Origin of the sequence: Moorena sp. SIO3H5, assembly GCF_010692395.1 — a bacterium.
Lineage (GTDB): Bacteria > Cyanobacteriota > Cyanobacteriia > Cyanobacteriales > Coleofasciculaceae > Moorena.
The window spans coordinates 1-25,419 of the sequence record NZ_JAAHHS010000049.1 but is presented as its reverse complement, the minus strand read 5'-3'; the positions used below and the strand labels follow the sequence as shown (position 1 = coordinate 25,419).

Annotated in this window: 16 protein-coding genes; 15 read left to right on the top strand and 1 reads right to left on the bottom strand. The window is 44.2% G+C overall.

Features of this window, described 5'->3' with window-relative positions:
• Positions 1–4 precede the first annotated feature (4 nt).
• From F6K52_RS08375 to F6K52_RS08310, 14 genes are all read left to right on the top strand, one after another.
• A complete protein-coding gene (locus tag F6K52_RS08375) occupies positions 5–3,085 on the top strand; it encodes an ATP-binding protein (RefSeq protein WP_293076309.1) in 3,081 nt (1,026 codons plus the stop codon).
• 266 nt (positions 3,086–3,351) lie between these two features.
• Positions 3,352–12,801, top strand: coding sequence for a non-ribosomal peptide synthetase/type I polyketide synthase (locus tag F6K52_RS08370; protein WP_293076307.1), 9,450 nt, complete (start codon positions 3,352–3,354; stop codon positions 12,799–12,801).
• Positions 12,802–13,008: 207 nt separating this feature from the next.
• A complete protein-coding gene (locus F6K52_RS08365; protein ID WP_293076305.1) occupies positions 13,009–13,635 on the top strand; it encodes a class I SAM-dependent methyltransferase in 627 nt (208 codons plus the stop codon).
• A 58-nt stretch (positions 13,636–13,693) separates the two neighbouring features.
• Complete coding sequence (locus tag F6K52_RS08360) at positions 13,694–14,461, top strand: sulfotransferase family protein (protein ID WP_293076303.1); 768 nt, start codon at positions 13,694–13,696, stop codon at positions 14,459–14,461.
• A 12-nt stretch (positions 14,462–14,473) separates the two neighbouring features.
• Positions 14,474–15,256 carry an SDR family oxidoreductase gene (locus F6K52_RS08355; RefSeq protein WP_293076301.1) on the top strand — a complete coding sequence of 261 codons (783 nt, stop codon included), beginning with the start codon at positions 14,474–14,476 and terminating at the stop codon, positions 15,254–15,256.
• Between the two features lie 279 nt (positions 15,257–15,535).
• Positions 15,536–16,162 (top strand): class I SAM-dependent methyltransferase, encoded by a 627-nt coding sequence (locus F6K52_RS08350; protein ID WP_293076299.1) that lies wholly within the window; start codon positions 15,536–15,538, stop codon positions 16,160–16,162.
• A gap of 35 nt (positions 16,163–16,197) precedes the next feature.
• Positions 16,198–17,319, top strand: a complete 1,122-nt coding sequence (locus F6K52_RS08345) for a TauD/TfdA family dioxygenase (protein ID WP_293076297.1) — start codon at positions 16,198–16,200, stop codon at positions 17,317–17,319.
• 19 nt (positions 17,320–17,338) lie between these two features.
• Positions 17,339–17,923, top strand: a complete 585-nt coding sequence (locus F6K52_RS08340) for an HD domain-containing protein (protein WP_293076295.1) — start codon at positions 17,339–17,341, stop codon at positions 17,921–17,923.
• Between the two features lie 10 nt (positions 17,924–17,933).
• On the top strand, positions 17,934–18,686 hold the full coding sequence (locus F6K52_RS08335) for a CmcI family methyltransferase (RefSeq protein ID WP_293076293.1): 753 nt from the start codon (positions 17,934–17,936) through the stop codon (positions 18,684–18,686).
• 49 nt (positions 18,687–18,735) lie between these two features.
• Positions 18,736–19,383 carry an IS607 family transposase gene (locus F6K52_RS08330; protein WP_293076291.1) on the top strand — a complete coding sequence of 216 codons (648 nt, stop codon included), beginning with the start codon at positions 18,736–18,738 and terminating at the stop codon, positions 19,381–19,383.
• 24 nt (positions 19,384–19,407) lie between these two features.
• Complete coding sequence (locus F6K52_RS08325) at positions 19,408–20,325, top strand: transposase (RefSeq protein WP_293076289.1); 918 nt, start codon at positions 19,408–19,410, stop codon at positions 20,323–20,325.
• Between the two features lie 43 nt (positions 20,326–20,368).
• Positions 20,369–20,542, top strand: coding sequence for a zinc ribbon domain-containing protein (locus tag F6K52_RS08320; protein WP_364416638.1), 174 nt, complete (start codon positions 20,369–20,371; stop codon positions 20,540–20,542).
• Positions 20,543–20,887: 345 nt separating this feature from the next.
• Entirely contained in the window at positions 20,888–21,910 is a 1,023-nt protein-coding gene (hemB, locus tag F6K52_RS08315) for a porphobilinogen synthase (RefSeq protein ID WP_293076285.1), read from the top strand.
• Positions 21,911–22,386: 476 nt separating this feature from the next.
• Complete coding sequence (locus F6K52_RS08310; RefSeq protein WP_293076283.1) at positions 22,387–23,511, top strand: pentapeptide repeat-containing protein; 1,125 nt, start codon at positions 22,387–22,389, stop codon at positions 23,509–23,511.
• Positions 23,512–23,563: 52 nt separating this feature from the next.
• Here the strand turns inward: F6K52_RS08310 and F6K52_RS08305 are convergent, their stop codons facing one another.
• On the bottom strand, positions 23,564–23,797 hold the full coding sequence (locus tag F6K52_RS08305; protein WP_293076281.1) for a hypothetical protein: 234 nt from the start codon (positions 23,795–23,797) through the stop codon (positions 23,564–23,566).
• Between the two features lie 366 nt (positions 23,798–24,163).
• Between F6K52_RS08305 and F6K52_RS08300 the strand changes: the two genes are divergently transcribed.
• A complete protein-coding gene (locus F6K52_RS08300) occupies positions 24,164–25,333 on the top strand; it encodes a transposase (RefSeq protein WP_293076279.1) in 1,170 nt (389 codons plus the stop codon).
• Positions 25,334–25,419 lie beyond the last annotated feature (86 nt).

The window sequence follows — 25,419 nt, the reverse complement described above, 5'->3', positions numbered from 1 at the left end:
GTCGATGGATAAATCTAATGCGATCGCAACTGAAAATCAGCATGCCCTGAAAAAACTGGCGTCGGCAGTAGAAGGGTCTCAGGGACAGTTCAAGCTGATTTTAGGCCGCTGTAATTATATCAGGGTGCGTTTCCGTTTGGTAGCGCAATTACCAACACTCTGCTCGGTTGACATTAATACCCTCACCCTTAAGCCATCGGACAACGTGCTCTATGACACCATTCGGTCAATAGTGGGAGAAGAACGCCCTAGTGCTGTGATGGTGTTGGGCTTAGAATCGGTGCAGAATCTAGCACAGATGCTGAGTGTTACTAATCAAGTGCTCGAAGAGTTTCAGAAAAATCTTCCTTTCCCCTTAGTGTTATGGATTACAGATGACGTTCAGCAGCAACTAACCCAGTTTGCTCCAGATTTCGAGAGTTTGGGGACACAGATAGAATTTGCGAACGCAACAGAAACCTTAATTACTGAACTCCAAGAGACTACCGATGCTATATTTGACTATATTTTAAAATCGAATAGTGTAGCATACTTTGTCCCTACTGATATAGGTATTCTACGTCACCGGGAAATTGATGCTGCTCTGAAGGATTTACAGCATCGGGGTGAAACCCTCGAACCTGCTCTCAAAGCTAGTATAGAATTCCTTCGTGGTCAACAGGCTTATGCTAATTATCAGTTGGGTAGTGCAGTAACTCACTATGAGCAAAGTTTGGCATTTTGGCAACCAGCTCAAACAGAGACTGAGAGATGGGGAGATCAGGAGATCAGGAGATCAGGAGATGGGGAGAGTGGTAATAATGTTTCTTCATCTAATTTAGATAACTTAGACGATCTAAATAACTTAGACGATCTAGATAACTTAGCAGATCTAAATAACTTAGACGATCTAAATAACTTAGAAAACGGTAGTGGTACTACGGTCAATGAGATTACCGTTTCTGATCAGCAATTCCTGGAGCGTCAGGGAATTGTCCTGTTTTACATTGGGTTGTGTTATTTCCAGCAGGGGGAAAAGTCTCGGGAACCAGAAAACTGTCTCTATTGGAACGATGCTAGACGATTATTCCAGGAGTGTCTTGATCGGTTTGAGCAGTTGAATCGTCATGATTTAGTCACGAAGTTTATCAATCAACTAGGTGAGGTGATGCAACGCCTAGAGCATTGGGATGATTTGTATCACTTGGCTCACAATGCCCTAGGGTTACAGCAACGCCAAATCCTATTAGGGGCGCAAGGTCTGGCACCACTAAAAGCCCAAGCTTACGGATTTTTAGCAGAAGTGGCTCTTAACCAATCTCGTTGGCAAGAGGCTAAGCAAAATGCTCAGAAAGCATTAGATACGATAGCGACAGTTTCCTATGGTGTTGCCCAACACAGAACAGAGGAAACAGAAGGCATAGAGGGAACAAAACCATCTCTTAACTCAGGAGTCAGCATTCAGGAAAATGCACTCCAGACAATGCACTCACTTCAAACGAGTCTGTATCTACTACTGTTAGCTCAATCTGAGCAACGGCTAGGTGAAGCTGAAGCTGCACTCCAACATCTAGAACAGGCAAGGGTTATTGCACCTGAGGATAATCCTCGGTTTTACACTCGGATTTTGCAGGGATTGCGGACGCGTAGCGGTCGGTTACGGAGATCGCTTTATTTCCAGCAGGGGCAGTATCTCCAAGCTTTCCAACTTAAGCAATATCAACAATCCCTAGGGCAACAGTATGGTTGGGGAGGGTTTATTGGTGCTAGTCCATTACAGCCACAACAACGGAGAAAGTTGGTGGGGTTGCCAACAAATTTGATCGGAGCGCAACGCCTTGCACCCCTAGAGGAGGAAAATCGAGAAACTATAGCGCTAGAAATTGCCCAGTCTGGGCGACAGCAGGATGTCAATCGATTGATTGAACGGATTGGAAGCAATGATTACAGCCTAATTGTGATTCATGGAGAATCAGGGGTGGGCAAGAGTTCTCTGGTGAATGGGGGATTAGTACCAGGATTGAAAAAGACTGTAATTGGTACAAAAGATGTCTTGCCTGTAGTGATGGCAGTCTATAGCAATTGGGTAGAAGAATTGGGACGGTTATTGACAGAGGGATTAACCGGAATAAATATAGAGACATTGCATGGAACATCTCTACAAAGCCCAGGTTTTATTATACAGCAATTGCGGCAAAATGAACAGCACAATTTGCGGACAGTACTGATTTTTGACCAGTTTGAAGACTTTTTCTTTGTTTACCTGGATAAAGCTGAGCGACGGCAATTTTTTGAATTCCTAGGAGAGTGTCTTACTAGTCCTTTAGTGAAGGTGATTCTGTCGATGCGGGAGGATTATCTCCATTATTTACTGGAATGCGAACGCGCACCATGGTCGGGTAGCGCTCATCCCATGGCCAGTATGGACATTATTGGCAATGACATATTGAGTAAGCATGTGCGCTATCCTTTAGGGAATTTTTCTAGAGATGATGCCAAGTCGGTGATTGACCAAGTAACTAAACAATCGTCTTGTTACCTAGAACCAGCTTTGATTGAAGAATTGGTACAGGATTTAGCTGGGGAGTTCTCGGAAGTACGTCCGATGGAATTGCAGATAGTAGGAGCGCAATTGCAGGCGGAGAATATTACTAGCCTGGAACACTATTGGGAACAGGGTTCAAAGCAAGGATTGATGGCGCGGTATTTGACTGGAGTAGTGCAATATTGTGGACCCGAGAATCAGCAGGTGGCGGAACTAGTGCTATATTTACTAACAGATGAAACAGGGAATCGTCCACTTAAAACTAAAGCTGAGTTAGCTAATCATTTAGGAACAGAAGCTGAAAAATTAGAGTTAGTGCTAAGGATTTTAGTAGAGTCTGGTTTGGTGGTTAAGGTACCGGATACTATTGCTGACCGCTATCAATTGATGCATGATGATTTGGTTTATTATCTACGACAAGCAGCACTGAAGTTAGATGAGTTAATGACAAAACTAAAACAAGCTGAACAGACTAAGCAGGTATTGGTAAATAGTAACCAAAAAGCAACCCATCAGATTAGGATTGGGTCAGTAGTATTGAGCCTGACATGGGTTAGGTAAAGCTTTATTGTAAAAAGCATATGCTGACATTAATTTAAGCCTATTTGCAACTAATTTGGTGCTCACTTTCACAAGTATGTGCAAACACAAAAAGCCTCAGCGGTGGGAGGGTTGCATATTATCTTTGGACAAACATCATCCATAAAGAATCCCACTTAGGAAAGCACAGGGTCAAGACGGAATCTGAAGTTTTCAGGAGATGACCCTTGATTTATATCTGATTATCGTTTAAGGTATCTAGTGTTTGAAAAACTTGGGATTGTGTAATGGTTACAGGTACAACGATTGAACCAAAAATACATATAACCGAACAAAGAACCTACTGGCAGCAAAGGCTTTCAGGTGATTTACCAGTGTTAGAAATCCCAATAGATTATCCACGTTTATCGGTGTCATCATTAAAGGTAGCAACAGAAGTTACAGAGCTGGATAGAGAGTTTTACCAAGACCTAAAAACCCTAAGCGATCGCTTCAATATCAGCCCATTTAGCGTCCTCCTGACCGCGTTGAAAATTTTGTGGCTACGTTATACGGGCATCGAAGATATCATTATCGGGTCTGTGGCAACTAGCCTAAAAGAAACCAGGGGTTTGAAGACCTCCCAGAAATCGGAACACAAGGGTGGAGTTAGGATTAATCCGATTGCCTTGCGGACAGATCTAAGCAGTGATGAAAGCAGTGATATCAGTGGGAAAGAAGTTTTAAAGCGGGTTAGCCAAACCGTTGAAGAAGCGGCCTTATATCGAGATTACCCATTTGAGGAAGTCCTCAAGGGGATGAACAGCAATGAAGAATTAGCAGAAGAATTAGCAAAAGCCTCGATTTTTCAAGTGATGTTGGTGTGGTGCGATCAACCATTCCCTCTGTCAAAGACAGGAATTAGTGAAGCACAACTCAAAGAAATATCAGCCTACACCAGCCAGTGCGATCTACTGGTGGTAGCTAAAGAAAAAGAAGGACAATTAACATTAAGCTGGCAATACAACACAGAGTTATTTAAATCCGACTCAATTAGGCGAATATTGGGGCATTTCCTTTCGGTGTTACAAGCAATGATCGCCAATCCAGAGCAATCCATTGCGAGGATGCCCCTATTAACTGAAGCCGAACGGCAGCAACTGCTGGTGGAATGGAACGATACCTCAGCAGAGTATCCCCAAGATAAATGTATCCATCAGTTGTTTGAACAGCAAGCTAAACACACCCCAGATGCAGTAGCTGTAGTATTTGAAGAGGAACAACTAACTTACCGAGAACTGAACCAACGAGCCAATCAACTGGCCCACTATTTGCAAGAACTGGGTGTAGGGCCAGAAGTATTAGTGGGTATTTGTATAGAGCGAACGCACTTAATGCTGGTGGGACTATTGGCAATCCTCAAAGCAGGTGGGGCTTATGTCCCCTTAGATCCAGCCTATCCCCAAGAGCGCTTGGCCTATATGTTAGAAGATGCCCAAGCACCAGTATTATTGAGTGATTCGTCCTTAGTTACCCATCAAGAGTCATTAGTTGCCGACAAAGAACAATTAACAATAGTTTGCTTAGATACTGATTGGGAACTCATCTCTGAAAAAAGCCAGGGAAACACCGATAGTGGGGTAAAGCCAGAAAACTTAGCCTATACGATCTACACCTCTGGTTCTACAGGCAAACCTAAGGGAGTGCAAATTCCTCATCAATCCGTAGTCAACTTTTTAACGTCCATGGCCCAACGGCCTGGATTAAGGTCACAGGATACTCTGGTAGCAGTTACCACCATATCCTTTGATATTGCCGGACTAGAACTTTACCTGCCCCTTAGTGTTGGAGCCAAGATAGTTTTGGTCAGCCGTGAAGTAGCTTCTTCCGGGCAGTTGTTGGGGAAACTGATCAAAGATTGTGACGCTACGGTGATGCAAGCCACTCCAGCCACCTGGTATTTGCTTTTAGCATCCGGTTGGGAAGGTATCCCAGGGTTAAAAATCCTTTGTGGTGGCGAAGCTTTACCCTCAGAACTGGCGGATCAGCTCCTAGAGAGGAAAGCTTCCCTGTGGAATATGTACGGTCCGACAGAAGCCACTATCTGGTCAACTGTCCATGAAGTAGCTAAAAGCAGGCAATCCCAAGCAGGATTAGATGCTCCAGAATCAATCGGCCAACCCATTGCCAATACGCAAATCTATATCCTCGATCGCCATCTGATGCCAGTTCCTGTTGGAGTCGCTGGCGAACTACACATTGGTGGAGCAGGGCTGGCTAGAGGTTATCGTAATCGTCCAGATTTAACCAAAGAAAAATTTATTATCAATCCCTTTGATCAATCAAAATCAGAACGCCTTTACAAAACTGGAGATTTAGCCCGTTACTTGTCCGATGGCAAGATCGAGTTTCTCGGTCGTATCGATCATCAAGTAAAAGTTCGCGGCTTCCGCATTGAACTTGGAGAAATCGAATCAGTGCTGAACCGACATGCTGGGGTAAATCAAAGTGTCGTTGTTGCCCAGGAAAACCAAGGCAATGGTGTTTCAGGAGGGGATAAACGCCTGGTAGCTTATATTGTTCCCAATCCCAACTACCAAGGTAGTGAAGAGAAAGACGACAGCGAAGCCCAAGCTATCCAAGAGCAATGGCAAGAGTTGTGGAACCTGGCTTATAGCCAAGAAGCAACTGAAGCCGATCCCACCTTCAACATCAGTGGTTGGAACGACAGCTATACTGGTGCGCCTATCCCAGCTACCCACATGCGCGAATGGGTAGAGGGGACAGTTGAGAGGATTCTCTCCTGTAAACCCAACCGCGTACTAGAAATTGGTTGCGGAACTGGGATGTTGTTATTTCGTGTTGCTCCCCACTGTTCCTCTTACTGCGGTGTAGATATTGCTCCCCAAGCCCTGCGCTATATCCAGGAACAAATGGATAAATTGGAGGGCAGTTGGTCTCATGTCCAGCTGCGTCAGGGTTATGCTGACAAAGCTATTAAGGAAATTGAGGTCGGAGAATTTGACACCTTAATCATTAACTCAGTGGTGCAACTTTTCCCCGGTATTGATTACTTAGTAGAGGTGATTGAAACCGCAGCGAAGTTGCTAAAACCTGGGGGAAGCATTTTCATTGGAGATGTACGTAGTTTGCCCTTGTTAGAAGCGTTCCACGCCTCTATACAATTGCAGCAAGCTCCCAGCTCCTTGACCAAAAAGCAATTGCTGCAGCGAGTGCGCAAAGCCATAGTCCAAGAGGGGCAAATGGCCATCGACCCGGGCTTTTTCAAGGCCTTGGGGGCAGATCTTCCCCAAATTAGTGACGTCCAAATACAGCTCAGGCGGGGGCGTTACCAGAATGAAATGAGCAAATTCCGCTATGATGCAATTCTTCATGTCGGTAAAGATATTTCTCCGACAGCAAAGCCCAGCTGGTTGAACTGGGAAGAGGCGAAAGATAATGGTAATGACAACCCATTGAGGGCGATCCACGAACTACTGGTGGCAGAAGAGCCAGAGGTCCTAGGTATCAAAGGAGTACCTAATGGCCGTTTGTCTGAAGAAATTCAGCTTCTGGAACTGCTGCACAATGGAGAAACTGCCACAGTAGGTCAACTAAGGGAAAACCTCCAACAGTTAAAGGTTGATGCCATAGAACCAGAAGATTGGTGGGAATTAAGCGATAAACTGCCTTATACCATTGCCATTAACTGGTCTGACTCCCAAACTAAGGGTTGCTATGATGTTTTATTTCAAAAAGGCACATCTGCACCCAAGTTCCCCATGTCCTCATCTGCTGGTCTACCCTGGACAGCCTATGCTAATAATCCCTTACAAGGACAAGTAGCCAGCCAATTGGAACCAGAATTACGCCGTTATTTGCACAAAAATCTACCGGACTACATGGTTCCAGCTGGCTTTGTGACCCTAGAGGAAATGCCTCTGACCCCGAATGGGAAGGTAAATCGCCGCGCACTTCCTGCCCCAGACCGGTCTCGTCCCGATTTGGCGACAGCTCTAGTGAGGCCCCAGTCAGAAACAGAGCAAGTTATAGCTAAGGTATGGCAGGAAGTTCTGCAGTTAGAGGTAGTGGGGATTAAGGATAATTTCTTTGAACTAGGTGGTAATTCTTTACTCCTGACCCAGGTTTATAACAAATTAACAGGAACTTTTGGCTCCCAACTATCCATTGTCAAGCTGTTTCAATACCCAACCATACAGCGTTTGGCTCAAAATTTAAGTCAGGTACAAAAAGAAGAACTAACTCTGAGTGAGCGTAAACCAAAGAAAAGGCGTACCATTACTGGAACGGAAATAGCCATCATTGGCATGTCTGGTCGTTTCCCAGGTGCTAAGAATATTGATGAATTTTGGCAAAATCTGCGAGATGGTATCGAATCCATTTCCTTTTTTGGTGAGCAGGAATTGGAATTAGAGGACACCACCGTATTGAATCAGCCTAACTACGTCAATGCAGGGGCTTTTTTACCTGGTGTTGAGGAGTTTGATGCTTCTTTCTTTGGCTACAGCGCCAAGGAAGCAGAAATTATGGATCCCCAACAGCGGATTTTCTTAGAATGTGCTTGGGAAGCTCTAGAAACGGCTGGCTACAATCCTCAAACCTATAAAGGAGCGGTAGGGGTTTATGCTGGTTCGGGCATGAATACTTACTTAATCAACAATGTTCATCCTAGCCGCAGTTTTTCCCCCCAACGCACCTTTTTAGGTTCAGCCTTCGATCTTCAGGTAAGGTTAGCAAATGGTAAGGATTTTCTGCCCACAAGGGTTTCTTACAAGTTGAATTTAACTGGGCCGAGCGTTAACGTACAAACGGCTTGTTCTACTTCCCTAGTGGCAGTACATATGGCTTGCCAAAGTCTGCAAAGCGGCGAATGTGACATAGCTCTGGCAGGAGGTGTTGCGGTTACAGTTCCCCAAAAGACGGGCTATCTCTATCAAGAGGATATGATTTTTTCTGACGATGGTCACTGCCGAGCTTTTGATGCTGAAGCGAAGGGAACTGTGTTTGGGAATGGAGTTGGTATTGTTATCCTCAAATTACTCAGCAAAGCCATTGAAGATGGGGATAATATCCAAGCTGTGATTAAAGGTTCTGCTGTTAATAATGATGGAGCCTTGAAGGTGGGCTATACAGCTCCCAGCGTGGAAGGTCAACTAGAGGTAATTTCATCCGCTATGGCAGAAGCTGAGGTAGATGCTAGTACGGTTACTTATGTAGAAACCCACGGCACAGGAACAGCTCTCGGAGACCCGATTGAAATAGGAGCCCTAAGCCAAGCATTTGCCAAGAGTAGTGATAAAAAAGGCTTTTGTGCCATTGGCTCAATAAAAACTAACATTGGACATTTGATTGAAGCAGCAGGAATTGCCGGACTGATTAAGACAGTCTTAGCCTTAAAACACAAGCAAATACCGCCAACGCTTCACTTTAAACAAGCTAATCCCAACATTGATTTTGAAAATAGCCCTTTCTACGTTAATACAAAACTTTCTGAATGGGAAAGAAATGGAACTCCCCGCCGTGCTGGGGTAAGTTCTTTTGGTATGGGAGGTACTAATGCCCATGTGGTTTTGGAAGAAGCACCAGAAGAAGGGAACAGGGAACAGGGAACAGGGAACAGGGAACGTCCAAGGCATGTTTTGACACTATCGGCAAAGACTGAGAAAGCTTTGCAGGAATTAACAGAGCGTTATGTTAGTTATCTTGATGGTGATATTGATGCAGAGTTGGCAAATATTTGTTTTACGGCTAATACAGGACGCAAAAACTTTAACCATCGTTTAGCGGTTGTGGCTGAATCTAAACAGCAACTACAGGAACAATTGGCAGCTTTTCCACCATCGATGGTTGGTGTAGTAAATACTCACGATAAACCAAACGCGATCGCTTTTCTGTTTACTGGCCAAGGTTCCCAGTATGTGGACATGGGTCGTCAACTCTACGAAACCCAACCTACTTTCCGAGAAGCCCTAGATCGCTGCGACGAAATCCTGCGCTCTCATCTAGACCAATCTTTACTAGAAGTACTTTATTCCGACTCTGACCAATCACTAGGCACTGATAACTGGTTACTGAATCAGACGGCTTATACCCAACCGGCTTTATTTGCGATCGCATATTCCCTGTTCCAGTTGTGGAAATCTTGGGGCATAGAACCCGATGTAGTCATGGGTCATAGTGTAGGGGAATATGTCGCTGCTTGTGTGGCTGGAGTGTTTAGTCTAGAAGATGGTCTGAAACTGATTGCCGAACGGGGAAGACTGATGCAGGCTTTACCTCAAGATGGGGAGATGGTCTCTTTAATGGCTTCATTAGAACAAGCGATCTCAGCCATTAAACCCTATGAAAAAGATGTTGCTATTGCTGCGATTAATGGCCATGAAAGTATCGTAATTTCTGGAAAACGCGAAGCAATTAATGCCGTTATTACCACCCTGGAAGCTGATGGCATCAAGACCAAAAAATTAACGGTATCCCATGCTTTCCACTCACCCTTGATGGAGCCAATACTGCAAGAGTTTGAGCATGTGGCTCGACAAATCAGCTTTTCTTCACCACAAATTAAGCTTGTAAGTAATGTTACTGGGAAAGTAGCAACAGAAGAGATAGCAACCCCAGGTTATTGGTGTCGTCATATTCTCGAGCCAGTCCAATTTGCTGCTAGTATGAATGCTTTGGAACAGCAGGGTGTGGAAGTATTGCTAGAGATTGGTCCCAAACCAATCCTCTTGGGCATGGGTCGCGACTGTTTACCGGAACATCAGGGATTGTGGCTTCCTAGTTTGCGTCCTCAACAAGATGATTGGCAACAGCTCCTGACTAGTTTGGGTCAACTCTATGTCCAGGGAATATCGGTAGATTGGTTTGGTTTTGATATTGACTATGGGCGCTCTCGGGAACAACTACCCACTTATCCCTTCCAGCGACAGCGCTATTGGGTAGAAGCTCCTGATTGGTATCGGCAGGGACTACTTGCTCACCCGAATGGTAATGGTAACGGTAACGGTAACGGTAATGGTAACGGTAAAACGAGCCACCACGAAGCACTACCAAAAACCCCCGAGAAGTCTCTAGAGAATTGCCTTTATCAGCTAGAGTGGCGTATCAAAGAGCGTCAGGGTTCTGCACTACTCAAGCCGAAGAACTGGCTGATATTTACTGATAGTCAAGGAGTTGGCCAGCAGTTAGTTGCCCTACTCCAGTCCCAAGACCAGGGATGTACAGTTGTCTTCCCTGGTAAGGAGTACGAACAGATAGCTGAGCAAACGTTCAGGATAGACCCTGCTAATCCTCAACACTATGAGCAGCTCTGGGAGAAAATCTCGAACATTGATGGGGTGCTACATCTATGGAGCTTAGATTCCTCCCTTGACCTAGAGTTAGCCTCAAGGATTAGCTGTGGCAGTACTTTATATCTAATCCAAACTCTCCTGAAGCAAGATGGGTTACCTCCTCGCTTATGGTTTGCTACCCGAGGAGCGCAACCAGTGGGAGCAAATCCTGCTGTACCTGGAGTGGCTCAATCTCCCTTATGGGGCATGGGAAAAGTTATCGGTTTAGAATACCCAGAATTCAATTCCGTCCTGGTGGATTTAGACCCCAACCCACCAGTAGATGAGATCCAAACCCTATGGGAAGAAATTCAGTCAGAGGATAAAGAAGACCAAGTAGCATTCCGCAACCAAGCTCGTTATGTAGCTAGGCTAGTATCTCACTCGCCTGTTGTTGAAACAAACAAGCCTCTGGTGTTCCACAATGATCGCAGCTATCTAATTACTGGTGGCTTAGGAGATTTAGGTTTACTGCTAGCCCAGTGGATGGTAGAAAAAGGGGCAAAAAACCTGGTGCTAGTAGGACGAAGTAGCCCAAAACCAGCGATCGAGCATAAGTTAAAAAAGCTAGAAAACTCAGGTGCTCGGGTGGTAGTAGCCCAAGCAGATGTCTCTAATGCAGGGCAAGTTAGCGAGTTACTAACTAAGATAGAGCAATCCTCGCTTCCTCTAGGGGGTATAGTTCACGCCGCTGGAGTTGTTGAGTTCAGCGGACTGTCGCAGCTAGATTGGCAGCGCTTTGCCCAAGTTCTGGTTGCCAAAGTGCAGGGAACGTGGAATCTACATGCTCTTACCCAAAACCAGCCTTTGGATTTCTTTGTCTGTTTTTCCTCCATTGCCTCCTTATTAGGTTCTCACGGTCTAGGGAGCTATGGGGCAGCTAATGCCTTTCTCGATTCAATAGCAGCTCATCGTCAAGCCTTGGGATTACCTGCTTTAACCGTTAATTGGGGACCTTGGGGTGAGATAGGAATGGGGGCAAAACTGAATACTGACCATCAGGGGCGAATAGCTGCTTGGGGGCTGGCAAACGTAGCTCCAAAGCAGGGATTGTTTGCACTGGAACAACTGCTTCAACAAGATCTCGCACAAGTAGGTGTAGTGTCAGTGGATTGGGACAAGTGGCTACAGCAATTCCACAGTCTGCCACCTTTCTATGAAGATGTTGCGTCAAATACTACTGTAAATACTACTGTCAGGGAAACAAATCTTGATTTTAAGACAGAATTAGAGGCAGTTCCTGCTAACCAACGTCGGGATTTGTTAGTAGAGCGTGTTCGTACCCAAGTGGCTAAAACCTTAGGATTAAGTTCTCCAGATCAAATAGAACTGGGGCAAAGGTTAATTGATTTGGGTCTGGATTCTCTAATGGCAGTTCAGTTGAGGAATCATCTCCAATCTAGCGTGGGCTGCTCTCTACGTTCAACTCTACTATTTGACTATCCAACCATAGAGGCAATGGTTGATTATTTATCCCAAGAACTTCTTGCGGATCTCGATTCGCCAAGCCTACCAACCCAAAATAACTCCACTGGTAACGACTCCTTCCTTTCTACCTTAGTGCCCATTCAGCCCGAGGGTTCCAAGGCTCCTTTATTCTTGGTTTCCGGAATTCTTGGCAATGTCTTTGACTTCCAGCAGTTGGCACGTCATCTAGATTCGGAACAACCGTTATATGGTTTGCGTACCCTTGGTCTTGAGGAGGACTTCCAACCTTATACTTGCATCGCAGATATTGCTGCCCACCATATTAAAGCCCTACAAGCGCTTCAACCCAACGGACCCTATTTATTAGGTGGTCATTCTTTTGGAGGCAAAGTGGCTTTTGAGATGGCCCAACAGCTATTGAGTCAGGGGCAGGAAGTGTCTTTGCTGACCATTGTCGATGTCCAAGTAGAAATTCCTGAACCAGAGAAAGACGTAGTTAATTGGGATAATGCCAAATTCATAGCTGAGTTAGCGACTATCTATGGAGGTCTTTTAGGTCAAAACCTGGATATTTCCTGCGAAGCACTCCAGTTTCTTAGTTCGGAAGAACAGCTAAACTACTTTCTGGAACGATTGAAAAACGCTGGTCAGATGTTGAGTAAAACTGACCTGAGTCGAATATTTGAGGTTTACAAAGCTAACACTCAAGCAATTGCTAGCTATCAACCTCAGGAGATTGATGGAACTCCGATTACCTTCTTCCGAGCCAGTGAGTTTGGGGTTTTGGGGGATTATCTACCTGATCAGGTAACTACCCTAAAAGATCCAACCTGGGGCTGGGACCGACTTTCTGCTCAACCCTTAGAATTTCATGTTGTCCCAGGGAACCATTTCTCTATGGTAACCGAACCCCATATTTCAGTTTTAGCTCAACAGCTACAATACTGCCTAGATAAAGCACAGCCAAGAGTAGGTTAGTGTTTTCTATTTCCCTGCTTCAGCTAGGGAAAACCTAGCTGAAGATTTCACCTCAAATTGGGGGGTGCATCTCAATGCATGGAAAAATACGACCATTGAAGGCTAAAAAACTTCTACAGTTCCATCAGTGATAGATTTACAACTTTGAGATGCACCCAAATTGGGAGCTTAAGCAAGATGCTTGTAAACACAGATAGTATCGGAAACATGAGTAAAACAGACAAAGTTCAGTGGGTCTATAGTTCCCAGAATAATCAGGAATTAACTGAACGCTATGACATCTGGGCCAAAGACTACGAGCAAGACCTAGATGATGCATTTGGCTATGTCGGACCAGAGCCTGGAGCGGAGGTATTGGTCAATTATGTTTCCAAAGATGCCAAGATTTTAGATGCCGGAGCAGGTACAGGCTTGGTCGGGCAGCTTCTCCACCAGCGCGGTTACCATCACCTAGAGGCGATGGACATATCGTCAGGCATGCTAGAGGAGGCTCGGAAAAAGAATGTTTACACCAGTTTCCACCAACAAGTTTTGGGTGAACCCTTGGATTTTCCCTCAGCCACCTTTGATGCCATCATTAGTGTTGGCGTTTTTACTTATGGACATGTCAAAAGTAACGCATTTGACGAACTGATCCGTATTACCAAGCCAGGGGGATACATTGTTGTTACCATGCCTACCGATCTGTATGAGAGTAACGAGTTCAAACCAAAGCTGACTGCCCTAGAGGAGTCTGGTCAATGGGAAATGGTTACAGCGACAAAGAAATTTCTTACCCATCAAAAGAAAGACACTGGTGTTTATTTAAAAGTTTGGGTTTACAAAGTTTGTTAAGAGCACAATATCAACAATAAATCATCTAAGAATAGTAGGGAAAGCGGATTTTTTTTTGATGAACTATCAAAACCTTAAAAATTCAGAAAATCAACCCAAAATTGTGGTATTATGGGCTACACCTAGATCTGTATCAACCCCTTTCGAGAGAACTTTTTCACAACGCCCAGATACAGCAATCATTGATGAACCATTCCTTGATGTTTATTATTTTAGCAAATGGCGGCGTTCCAATCGCTTTGGCGATTGTGAACAGCGCCAAAATTACCAACCTAATCAGGTACTTGAAGAAATAAAATCAAAGGCGGAGGCAGCTCCTCTAATTTTTATGAAAGAGATGGCTTACCAAGGAATGCCATACATAGATCAGGGGTTTCTCGCTTCTGTGATCAATACTTTTATTGTGCGTCATCCTCATCAGGTAATGGCTTCCTGGTATCGGGTCAATGAGTCTCCTACAAATGAAGAGTTTGGTTTTGATGCCTTGAAACAAATGTGGCAAATAGTAACTGAGCAATTAGAACAGAAACCAATCCTTGTTGAAGCTAATTCCTTCCGTCGTCATCCCGAAAAAGTTTTGAGCGAGTATTGCCAACGCATAGGAGTTAAGTTTTACCCCCAAATGTTGAGTTGGAATGAAGATAAATGGAGAGAATGTCAGCCTGATGAAATGGAGAGTCGAGCTAAATGGTATAAAACTTTAGACGGTAGTAGTGGGATTGTGCCACCAACTCAAGAAAAAGTGCAAATTCGTCCTGAAGATGCCGGGATGGTTGAGGGAGCACACAAAGTTTATGAAGAGCTTTCTGATTTCGCAATTATTTGATGGGGTAGGAATATGAATAAAGAAAAATTTTTACAAGGTCGCGTAGCAATAGTAACTGGCGGGACATCGGGTATCGGTAAAGCCGTCGCTCTTGCTTTAGCAGAAATTGGGGCTAACGTAGCCATTGGTTCCCGCTCTGCTGAGAAAAGTTCTTGCCAAACAGAAATTGAGGCAAAGGGGGTTAAGGCTTTAGCAATGACCCTAGATGTCTCTTCTACTGATTCAGTTGAGACTTTTTGCAATAATGTATTCAAAACTTTTGGTCAAGTCGATATCCTGGTTAATGCTGCTGGAATAACCTACTTGCATAACATCTGCGAGCATCCTGATCAAGACTGGTATCGTGTCATTGATGTTAATCTCAATGGTATTTATCGTACTATCAAGTTTTGTTTGCCAGGAATGATCGAACGCAAGTGGGGTCGCATTATCAACATTGCTTCTACTGCTGCCTCAGTTGGTAATCCTAATGTTCCTGCCTATTGTGCTTCTAAAGCAGCAGTGGTTGGGCTAACTCGTTGTGTGGCTTTAGAAGGAGCGCCTCATGGGGTATCCTGCAATGCTATTAGTCCGGGTTGGGTAGAAACGGAGCTTGGCAAAAACGCGATGAGAGAGTTTGCTGAATCTGAAGGTCGAAGTTTTGCGGAATATTTTGAAGAAGTTAAGCAGAGCTACCCCCAGAAAAGGATCATACAGCCTCAAGAAATTGGCGAACTAGCTGCTTTTCTCTGCCGGGATGAGGCAGTGGGTATGACAATGCAGGAGCTAACTGTATCTGCGGGGTCTCTATGGTAATAAAAAGAATTGGTAATTGATAGTTTTGAACAGTTCTAGATTCATCGCAACAATGCTAAATTTACTGAACTTCACGGGTTGTTTTATCTTTAAGAGCAAGAATAATCCCTTTATACCCGTAGGGTTAGCGTTTGACGTTTGATAGATGGTTTACTAGTAGTAAGCTGTGTTCCGTATGCCTTAATTGTGTTGAATATTTGCCTTGTTAAGCAATAGAAACTTAACGGTAAAGAAATCTTTGAAAAATAATTCGTTATCACGCTAATAAATGCAAAACAAATGAGTAACAAAACAGATAGGGTACATTGGGTCTACAGTTCTAAAAACAATCAAGAATTAGCCGAAAGGTATGATGTATGGGCTAAGGAGTACGAGCAAGATTTGCTACCCGAGAACTATACCGGACCAGAACCAGCTATCGAGGTTTTGGTCAAGTATCTCTCTAAAGAAGCCAAAATTTTAGATGCTGGGGCGGGAACTGGGTTAGTCGGGCAACTTTTGGATCAGCGCGGATATGGCAATCTAGAGGCAATGGATATTTCAGCAGGGATGCTGGAAGAAGCGAGAAAAAAGAACGTTTACACCGCACTTCACCAAGGAATATTGGGCGAAGCTTTAGCATTTGCAACGGACACCTTTGATGGGATTATTAGCGTCGGAACTTTCACATTAGGCCATGCTCCCAGCAGTGGTTTTGATGAACTAATTCGTATTACTAAGCCAGGGGGATATATCATTTTTACTATTCGTCCCGATTATTACCATAATAGTGATTTTAAAGACAAGCAACCAGCTCTAGAAGCTGCTGGTAAGTGGACGTTAGTTGAAAAAGGAGAGCCATTTCTAAACCTACCGGACGCTGAACCAGATATTTATTTACAAGTCTGGGCTTATAAAGTTTGTTAGTTCTTGGTATCAAACTAGAAGGAACAGAAAAACAAATGCTTAAATTACAGAAAGAGTTAATTCAAAGCGATCGCTTTCTAACTCTTGCTGGGAAGCGGTTTCATTACATCTGGTTATATGACCATTGTTTGTGTCCTCGGTGTTATCATCCCAGTTCGTTTCAGAAAATTAACGATATCAGCGATCGCTTAGAACTGCCAAAACCCAAATCCGTGCAGTTCCAAGATGAAAAACTCATCATTGACTGGGATGAAGAGCCTGCCCACCGCAGTATTTTTCCCCTATCTTGGCTCCTGAGTCGTGCCTACGACCCCAAACCGGAACCTAGGTTATCTCCTAGGGAAAAGCAACTTTGGGACAAAGCTTGGTTAGATGCCAATCCACCAGAGTGGTGTGAATATGGTGATGGTTCTTTTGAATGCTGGATGAATCAACTTTCTACCCTAGGGTTTACCCTATTGCGGAAAATGCCTTGGGAGAAATTAGAGACTTTCGTCTCTTCCATTGGACCAATTTACTATCTAGCTCAATACGGACGCTACTCCACAGTTAAGGCGATCCCAAATGGTCAAGACTTGTCTCTCTCAGCAGCGGGTAATGCCTTATCACCCCATACGGATATCACCTTCCTCCCTACCCCACCCATTGTCCAACTGCTCTATTGTGTAGAAAATGAAGCTTCTGGGGGTGAGTCCACCGTAGTAGACGGGTTTCGTGTGGCTCAGGATTTTCGTCAAGATTATCCCCACTACTTTGAAATTTTAACTCAAACCCCTGTCACCTTTTGGCAACTGTACCAGGACTGGGATTATTATGTTTCCCAGACAAAACCGATTATCAAACTAAACGACACTGAGGAAGTAACTAACATATTCTTCAGCCACAAAAATTTGGGATTAGATTTACCATTCGAGCAGATGGAAAGCTTTTATGAAGCTTACTATGGGTTCTTTCGCTACCTAAAAAATCCGGCTTACGAATACTGTTTTCGGATGCAAGCTGGAGACTGCCTGTTAGTGCAGAATTGGAGAATTATGCATGGACGCAAAGCTTTTGACGCCAGTTCTGGAGCTAGACACCTGGAAACAGCATATATGGATTGGAACTACTTTGCGGGACGACAGGATTTCCACCAGGTTCAGTCTTTTTACAGATAAGCAATAGGATTATGGAATTATGACTATCACGGGTTATACAAGAATGGATACCCTAACTAAGGAACAGTGGGATTTTACGAATCAATGTTTTGATGAACTTGTAAACAGTCTGACAGACCGAATTATTAACACATTGCTAGACTTGCGCGGTCATAAGATGGGAAGTCAAGTAGACCGCTTAGAACATTGCTTACAAACAGCCACTCGGGCATTCCGGGATGGTGCTGATGAAGAAATGGTTGTTTGTGCCCTGCTACACGATATTGGTGATGACCTCGCGCCCTACAATCACGGTCAAGTGGCCGCCGCGATTTTACGGCCTTATGTGTCTCCGGAAAATGCCTGGATGATAGAACATCACGAAGTGTTTCAAGGCTATTACTTTCAGCACTTTATTGGTGGCGATCGCGATGAGCGCAACAAGTTCAAAGGTCATCCGGCTTTTGAGCAAACCATTATTTTCTGCGATCGCTGGGATCAATTATCTTTTGACCCTAATTATGACACCATGTCTCTGTCTGATTTCCGACCGATGCTCGAGTCGGTTTTGAGTCACAAACCCATGATTTACCAGCAAAAAGATCCCAATCAAGTGATTTTTTAAAACAATAACTATGGATTATAAAACTGTTCTCCAAGAAAAACAACACCATAGTCAACGGTTAAATCCCAAGCGATTTGCTAAAATCTCAGAACGAATAGATCGATGCGATATTCCTGTTGAAGCTTGGATTCCTCTGCTGGACAATGCCATGTTACAGACTTGGAAAGGGATAATTCTGAATAAGTCCGTAACCGAAATTGGGGTTTACCCTATGTTAATCCACGAACTCCAACCAAAAACGATTATCGAACTTGGTGCATTTAACGGAGGAAGCGCCATTTGGTTGGCGGATCATTTGGAACTATTTGGCATAAAAGGTAGAGTCTATTCGATGGATATAGATCTCTCCCTTTTAGACGAGGGAGCAAAACAAGACTCTCGGGTGCATTTTTTTCAGGGAGATTCCAATGACTTGGCTGCTACCTTTCCTGGTCAAATGCTTTGGGATCTGCCTCATCCTTGGTTGCTGATTGAAGACTCCCACGTCAATCTGGTTGGTATCCTAGAATATTTTCATCAAAATGGCTTTCAGAGTGGAGACTACTTAATTGTTGAGGACACCAGCCAATCAATGTGGGATTATTGGCGCAAACACTGGGATGATGCTGCCGAAGTTGAGGAAGGAGCGCGGAAACTGAAGGATTTGAGGGATTGGTTGAAAAATCACGAAGACGAGTATTTGGTAGATACCTACTATCAGGATATGTACGGCTACAACGGGTCAAAAAACTGGAACTCGATTCTCAAGAGAGTTGACAATTAGTCCTTAAATCATCCACAATCTTCGACAAACCTACACAGGATTGTCGAAGATGCATTATCGTCCTCATGAATTCGCCAAAATCGCTGGTGTCACCGTTAGAACTCTCCAGCGTTGGGATATTTCGGGAAAATTGGTAGCCGATCGCAGCCTTGGCAATCATCGTATTTACACCCAAAAGCATATCAATCAACTTAAAGGTCTATCCCGTGATCATGGCAAGCGGCTGGTAGTTGTTTATTGTCGCGTATCATCCCCCGCTCTCAAACCCGAACTTGAAAACCAGGTCAAAGCGATGGATACTTTCTGCTGTGCTTCTGGAATTATTATTGATGAAGTGATTAAAGAAGTCGGTGGTGGTCTTAATTTCAAACGTAAGAAGTTTCTAAACCTGATATTCCGTATGCTATCGGGACAGATTTCTACAATCGTCGTAGCTCACAAAGACCGTCTATGTAGGTTTGCCTTCGAGCTGATCGTTGAGTTAGCTGACTATTGTGATTGTAATATCCTTGTGACTAACAATGAGTCACTTAGTCCCCAACAAGAAATGGTGGAAGACCTGATGGCAATTATTCACTGTTTCTCTTGTCGGCTCTACGGTCTACGTCGATATGTCCAACCAATTCAAGAAAATATTGACAAAAACATCGACAATCCGGAAAATTGCACTAAAGTAGAAATGGAAGTACAAGTTTAAGGTCGAATTCCCAGGATACACATCATGTATGCACTCAAACGAGAACTTAAAGTCAATCACAAACAATCGGGCTTCTTAGCTGGTTGCGCTGGCTTCTCTCGGTTCGTCTATAACTACGGTCTCAGCATCATGATGTCTTCTTGGGATTTTGACGGTGTTAAAGCTTCGGATGCTAAGCGATTGACTGCTATCAAAAAGATTTTCACCAACGTCACCAAAAAGAATCCTGATTTTGCCTGGTGTAATCAATACTCTTCTCGGATCTATCAAAACTCTTTGAGAGATTTGAAAAAAGCTTTCAGTCGTTGGCGCGATCCGAAGCTTTGTTCAGGGATACCTCAATTTAAAAAGAAACGTCATCAATGTAGTTTTACGGTTGATGATGGACATGGGAAGCGCTTAGTAAAAGCTGGAAAATTTATCAGGATTCCTACATTAGGAACCTTCCGAATTAAAGAAGCTATTCCCTTTAATTGTGGGTCTCAAACTTTCACAATTGCTCGTGAAGCTGGGAAGTGGTTTGTGTCGTTTAAAATCGAGGCTTGCCCCTTACCATCCATGAAACACACCCATAAAAAAGTTGGTGTTGATTTAGGTGTGAAGTGCTTTGCTACGTTATCTGACCACACCAAGATTGAGACTCCTAGTTCGATTAAGAAAGCGAAAATCAAGCTATCGAAACTACAATGGAGAAATCGAAAAAAGGTGCTAGGCAATGGTCAGACAAAACAAAAACCTAGTAAGAACGCCCACAAATACTACCAGAAACTTCGTCAGCAACATCAGCATATTGCCAACAGTCGAGAAGACTTTTTACAAAAAGAGACAACTCGATTAGCTCAGACATATCAAGAAATCAAAATCGAAGACTTGAATGTATCAGGGATGCTTGCGAACCACAAATTAGCCGAGGCGATTTCTTTGTTAGGTTTCTATCGATAAGCGAGAATTACTAACCTACAAACAAGAATTTCATGGCTTTAAGTTGACGTTGGTCGATCGATGGTTTCCTTCATCTAAAACCTGCCACAAGTGCGGTCATAAGCAAGATATGCCCCTTCAAGAGCGAATTTATGTTTGTGGTGGTTGTGGACTTATTGTTGACCGGGATATCAACGCAGCAATCAATATAGAGGGCTGGGAACCAGGTTTTACATAACACTGTCGGTGGCTACCGATAAAACGCCTGTGGAGTAGAAGAAGCCGTCTTCCTACGTATACAAACGAAGCAGGAATTGGACTTCAGACCGATGTCTAGGTTTGTGTAAGATCCATGAAGCAGTTTGAATTGAAAGGTGTCAGTCCAGACCGCTCACCCGATTATCCCTTACTCCCCTTAATCGACCACTCCCTTTACCCCTGATAAGCTACCGTCACCCGTCAAGTCAACCGGTAAAATCAAAGTTTTATTGCGCAGAAGAATTTTTGAAACCAAAATGCTTGATAATGAACCTCACGAATTTAACAGACTTAACTCAAGTTCACATCTACTACCGGATTCACTATGTCCTTACCCAACTTGATTGACAAGTCCACAGCTTCCGATCAACTCCAATTAACCCATCGGCCTCGACGTCTGCGCCGTACAGCAGCCTTTCGTCGGATGGTCCAAGAGACTCAACTGACGGTTAATGACCTGATTTATCCAGTATTTGTGATGGAAGGTCAGGGTCTAAAACCAGAAGTTAAGTCCATGCCAGGGTGTTACCGCTATTCTCTGGACTTATTGCTCAAAGAAGTAACCGAGGCATTTGAACTGGGGATTAATGCGATCGCACTTTTCCCCCTCATTCCCCAGGACTTGAAAGATGCTACCGGTACTGAAAGCTACAACCCGGATGGATTAATCCAACGCACCATCAGAGCAATTAAGCAAGAAGTGCCAGAGCTGATGGTAATTACCGATGTGGCTCTTGATCCCTTTTCCAGTGATGGTCATGATGGCATTGTCAGCGAAGATGGCACTATCCTAAATGACCCCACCGTGGAAGTTTTGATAAAAATGGCCCTATCTCAAGCTGCAGCAGGGGCAGATATGGTAGCGCCTTCCGACATGATGGATGGACGCATTGGTGCAATACGTAAAGCTCTAGATGGTGAAGGCTACACTGATGTCGGAATTCTGGCCTATTCCGCTAAATACGCCTCCGCTTATTATGGTCCATTCCGGGATGCCCTAGATTCAGCTCCTAAATTTGGTGACAAGAAGACTTACCAAATGGATCCCGCTAACGCCCTTGAAGCCCTAAAAGAAATTGACTTAGATATCTCACAAGGGGCAGACATGGTTATGGTCAAGCCCGCCTTAGCCTATATGGATGTTATCCACCGGGTTAGACAGCATACTAATTTACCCGTTGCTGCATACAACGTTAGTGGTGAGTACGCCATGATTAAAGCAGCAGGTCAGAATGGTTGGATTGATGAGAAAAAAGTCATGATGGAAACCCTGACTAGCATGAAGCGGGCTGGTGCTGACTTAATTTTGACCTATTTTTCCAAAGAAGTAGCTAAAATCCTGCAATAAGGCATTGAACCGTAGTTAGCGGTCAGCGGTCAGTTATCAGCCGTCAGCCTTTGGCCTTTAGCTCATTCTTGATAGCACCTCAAGTAGTGTGGTCTTTGGTTGATAGTTGTTCGCGTAGCGTGTGCGTAGCACATAAGCTGTTCCCATGGCGCGCTTGGAACAGGCTTCTAGCCTGTGATAAGTGCGCATTAGCTGGTAACTGAACGCGCACGCGTGCGCGTAGCGCATTAACTGATAACTGATAACTGATAGCTGATAACTGATAGTACCTCAAGTAGCGTGCGTGGCACAGGCTTCTAGCCTGTGATAAGTGCCCATTACCTGATAAATCAAGAAGATATCATTAGGATTGATATTGATAAATTCTCGGCTGTAACCGTTAGTCTGTAGGCGATCAACGGAAAACACAAGCAAGCCTAGAGTTGATAGTCTAGAGTCGAGAAAGGAAAAGTCGCTAGGTTACACATAATATGGTGGTGAAGCAAAATGAGCTAGAGCAATGCTATAGAGTTCTTGAACTGGAGCCTGGAGCATCACCGGAAGAAGTGAACCAGGCTTACAAGGATTTAGCATTTATTTGGCATCCCGATCGTGTGCCTGAGGATAATCCTCGCCTCAAGCAAAAAGCTGAAGAAAAACTTAAGTTACTGAATCAGGCACGAGAGAAATTGCGATCGCATCATAAATCACCCACTGCTTCACAAAAACAAGCTAGGGGCAGAACACAGTATCGGAATTATCGTAATTCAAATCCAAGACCAAAACCACCACCATCAGCCCAGCCAAACCCACCAAACTATTACAAATACAAACAACCAGAACGATCTAGAGCCCAATCATCAACGACCGCTCAACCTCGGACTCCCAAGACTCCTACTAACGCTAGAGCCCAACCATACACTACTGCCCAACCTCGGACTCCCAAGACCCCTGCTGAATCAAGAGCCCAACCATACACTACTGCCCAACCTCGGACTCCCAAGACCCCTGCTGAATCAAGAGCCCAACCATACACTCCCGCCCAACCTCGGACTCCTAAGACCCCTGCTGAATCAAGAGCCCAACCATACACTACTGCCCAACCTCGGACTCCTAAGACCCCTGCTGAATCAAGAGCCCAACCATACACTCCCGCCCAACCTCGGACTACTCAATCCCAAGCTCGGACTGCCCAGCCCCCCGGTAACTCTAGAACCCAGCCATCCACGACCCCTCAAACTCAGGCTCCCAAAGCCCCTCCTGACTTGAGTGGTGCTGATTTTAGGGGAGCAGACCTCAAAGAAAGAGACTTCTCAAATCGGAATCTGCAATCCGCTAACTTAAGTCAGGCTAACCTAAAAGACTGCTTTCTCCATCGGGTCAATCTTGCCGAGGCTAACCTTGAAGGTGCTAATCTCTTTAGAGCAAATTTATTTCAAGCTAACCTCAGTAAGGCTAACTTACGAGAGGCTAATCTGATTGGAGCTGATTTGAGTGGAGCTGATTTGAGTGGAGCTGATTTGAGTGGAGCTAAAGTGGGTTCTAATGGTAAGCTCTTGGTGAAACTGACAGGGGCAAACCTAAGGGGGGCAATTTTGCCCGATGGCAGTATCCACGACTAATAGCAAGTAGTAAATCAATAGCAAAAATAACAGCAAATTTCGCAAATTTCAATTATTCATCATCCCTTTCCAAATCTGGGAAAGGGAGAACAGGCAATCTCTGCCCTCGAAAAACTTCCTCACTACTAATACCTGTAGTTTCTAACCATGAACCCATAGCTTGTATTGAGAGTATACCTAAGAGCATTGGAGCAGTCCCTAGACTTACAAAGAATTTTGTGGGCATTTCTAAATTAAAGAAGTCAGCAGACCTGATTTCTGGTATTTCTGGTTTAGAAGAAGACATCTTGGTTATTTTTAGTACAAATGAACTAAACAAAGGCGAAAATTTCAGATTGGGTTCCTTAAGCAGGAGTGACGCAGCAATCGGCTGCTACCGAAGTAGTATTAATTTGAGAACCGATTGCCATTTAGTGCTGTGAGTGAGAATTTCAACCTCTATTGTCAGCTAAATGAATTGTATTTGCACAACAAATCAGTAGTCTTGAGCTTTAGGGCGGCAGCCCCGCGCTGTACCCGTGCTTGGTCAGCGTCGGTAAGAATAGCCGGGTGACGAGCGTAAAACGGAGTCACCAATTAGAAATCCTTAGGCACAGGGAATGGATACCCACATGTTAGTCTAATAGTTGGTCGATAAACAGGAGGACAAAAAATGAGATCAGCATACCAGTACCGGTTAAGACTAAGTAAGTCCCAGGTTACCAAGATAGAGAAGTGGTTGGACATGCTGCGCCATCAATACAACTATCTATTGGCGGACAGATTTAATTGGTATGAGCAAAATCGTTGCTCCATTAATTCCTGTCCTCTTGTTTGTTATTTGCCCGAATTGAGGAATAACCCTGACTATTTTTCCCAAAAGAGGACTCTGCCTCAACTAAAGAAAGATAGACCTTGGTATGGGGAAATTCACGCTCACGTTTTACAGGATTGTGTCAAGAGAGCAGACCTGGCTTTTAAGCGATTTTTTAAGGGCGATAGCAACGGTAAAAAAAGCGGTAGACCAAGATTTAAAGGAGAGAACAGATACCGCTCATTCACTTTCCCGTCTCTCTCTCAGAACCCTATAAATGGCAATATATTGACCCTTCCGAAATTTGGGCAAGTCAAGATGATTTATCACCGATCTATTCCCGAAGGCTTGAAGGTAAAAACAGCTACCATAACCCGAAAAGCTGATGGTTATTACGTTACGCTGTCAACCCAAGACGATTCCGTCCCGGAAATCATTCCAGTAGATAGCGTTATTAATCCCATTGGGATAGATATGGGTCTTAAGTCGTTCCTGATCAAGTCTGATGGTACTGAGGTGCCAATTCCCCAATACTACCGAAAGGCTCAAAAACGACTTAAGAAAATCCAGAAAGCCCTTAGTCGATCCAAGAAGGGCAGCAATAACAGGAAAAAGGCCGTCCTTAAACTTGGAAAGGCTCACAAAAAGGTAGCTGATACCAGGAAAGATTTCCATTTTAAGACCGCCAAGGAGTTACTGACCAGTCACGATCTAGTAGCTCACGAAAAACTCAATATCAAAGGTCTGGCCAAAACCAAGATGGCCAAATCAGTCCTAGATGCTGGTTGGGGTCAATTCCTGTCTATCTTGTCAGTCAAAGCCTTAAACGCTGGACTCATTACAAAGGCAGTGAACCCTCGAAACACCAGCCAGAACTGCTCCAATTGTGGCAAAAAAGTTTCAAAGAAACTCAAAGATCGCATCCATTCCTGTCCTCATTGTGGCTATGTGGCTGACAGGGATGTAAATGCAGCTATCAATATATTGAATTTGGCGGTGGGGCATCCCGTCAGAAGTAAAGCTGTGTGATTCGTTGGTCAGAAACCTAAATCCTTACGGAATTAGGAGGATTGGCCACAAGGTGAAGAGCCTTGATAACTTGATAACCATGTTGG

What these genes read in the sequence shown, in the direction of transcription:
- F6K52_RS08360 (WP_293076303.1), top strand. Translation starts at nt 13,694, where the DNA reads ATGAACTATCAAAACCTTAAAAATTCAGAAAATCAACCCAAAATTGTG.
- F6K52_RS08345 (WP_293076297.1), top strand. Translation starts at nt 16,198, where the DNA reads ATGCTTAAATTACAGAAAGAGTTAATTCAAAGCGATCGCTTTCTAACT.
- F6K52_RS08300 (WP_293076279.1), top strand. Translation starts at nt 24,164, where the DNA reads ATGAGATCAGCATACCAGTACCGGTTAAGACTAAGTAAGTCCCAGGTT.
- F6K52_RS08370 (WP_293076307.1), top strand. Translation starts at nt 3,352, where the DNA reads ATGGTTACAGGTACAACGATTGAACCAAAAATACATATAACCGAACAA.
- F6K52_RS08355 (WP_293076301.1), top strand. Translation starts at nt 14,474, where the DNA reads ATGAATAAAGAAAAATTTTTACAAGGTCGCGTAGCAATAGTAACTGGC.
- F6K52_RS08350 (WP_293076299.1), top strand. Translation starts at nt 15,536, where the DNA reads ATGAGTAACAAAACAGATAGGGTACATTGGGTCTACAGTTCTAAAAAC.
- hemB (WP_293076285.1), top strand. Translation starts at nt 20,888, where the DNA reads ATGTCCTTACCCAACTTGATTGACAAGTCCACAGCTTCCGATCAACTC.
- F6K52_RS08325 (WP_293076289.1), top strand. Translation starts at nt 19,408, where the DNA reads ATGTATGCACTCAAACGAGAACTTAAAGTCAATCACAAACAATCGGGC.
- F6K52_RS08335 (WP_293076293.1), top strand. Translation starts at nt 17,934, where the DNA reads ATGGATTATAAAACTGTTCTCCAAGAAAAACAACACCATAGTCAACGG.
- F6K52_RS08305 (WP_293076281.1), bottom strand. Translation starts at nt 23,797, where the DNA reads ATGTCTTCTTCTAAACCAGAAATACCAGAAATCAGGTCTGCTGACTTC.
- F6K52_RS08375 (WP_293076309.1), top strand. Translation starts at nt 5, where the DNA reads ATGGATAAATCTAATGCGATCGCAACTGAAAATCAGCATGCCCTGAAA.
- F6K52_RS08365 (WP_293076305.1), top strand. Translation starts at nt 13,009, where the DNA reads ATGAGTAAAACAGACAAAGTTCAGTGGGTCTATAGTTCCCAGAATAAT.
- F6K52_RS08340 (WP_293076295.1), top strand. Translation starts at nt 17,339, where the DNA reads ATGACTATCACGGGTTATACAAGAATGGATACCCTAACTAAGGAACAG.
- F6K52_RS08330 (WP_293076291.1), top strand. Translation starts at nt 18,736, where the DNA reads ATGCATTATCGTCCTCATGAATTCGCCAAAATCGCTGGTGTCACCGTT.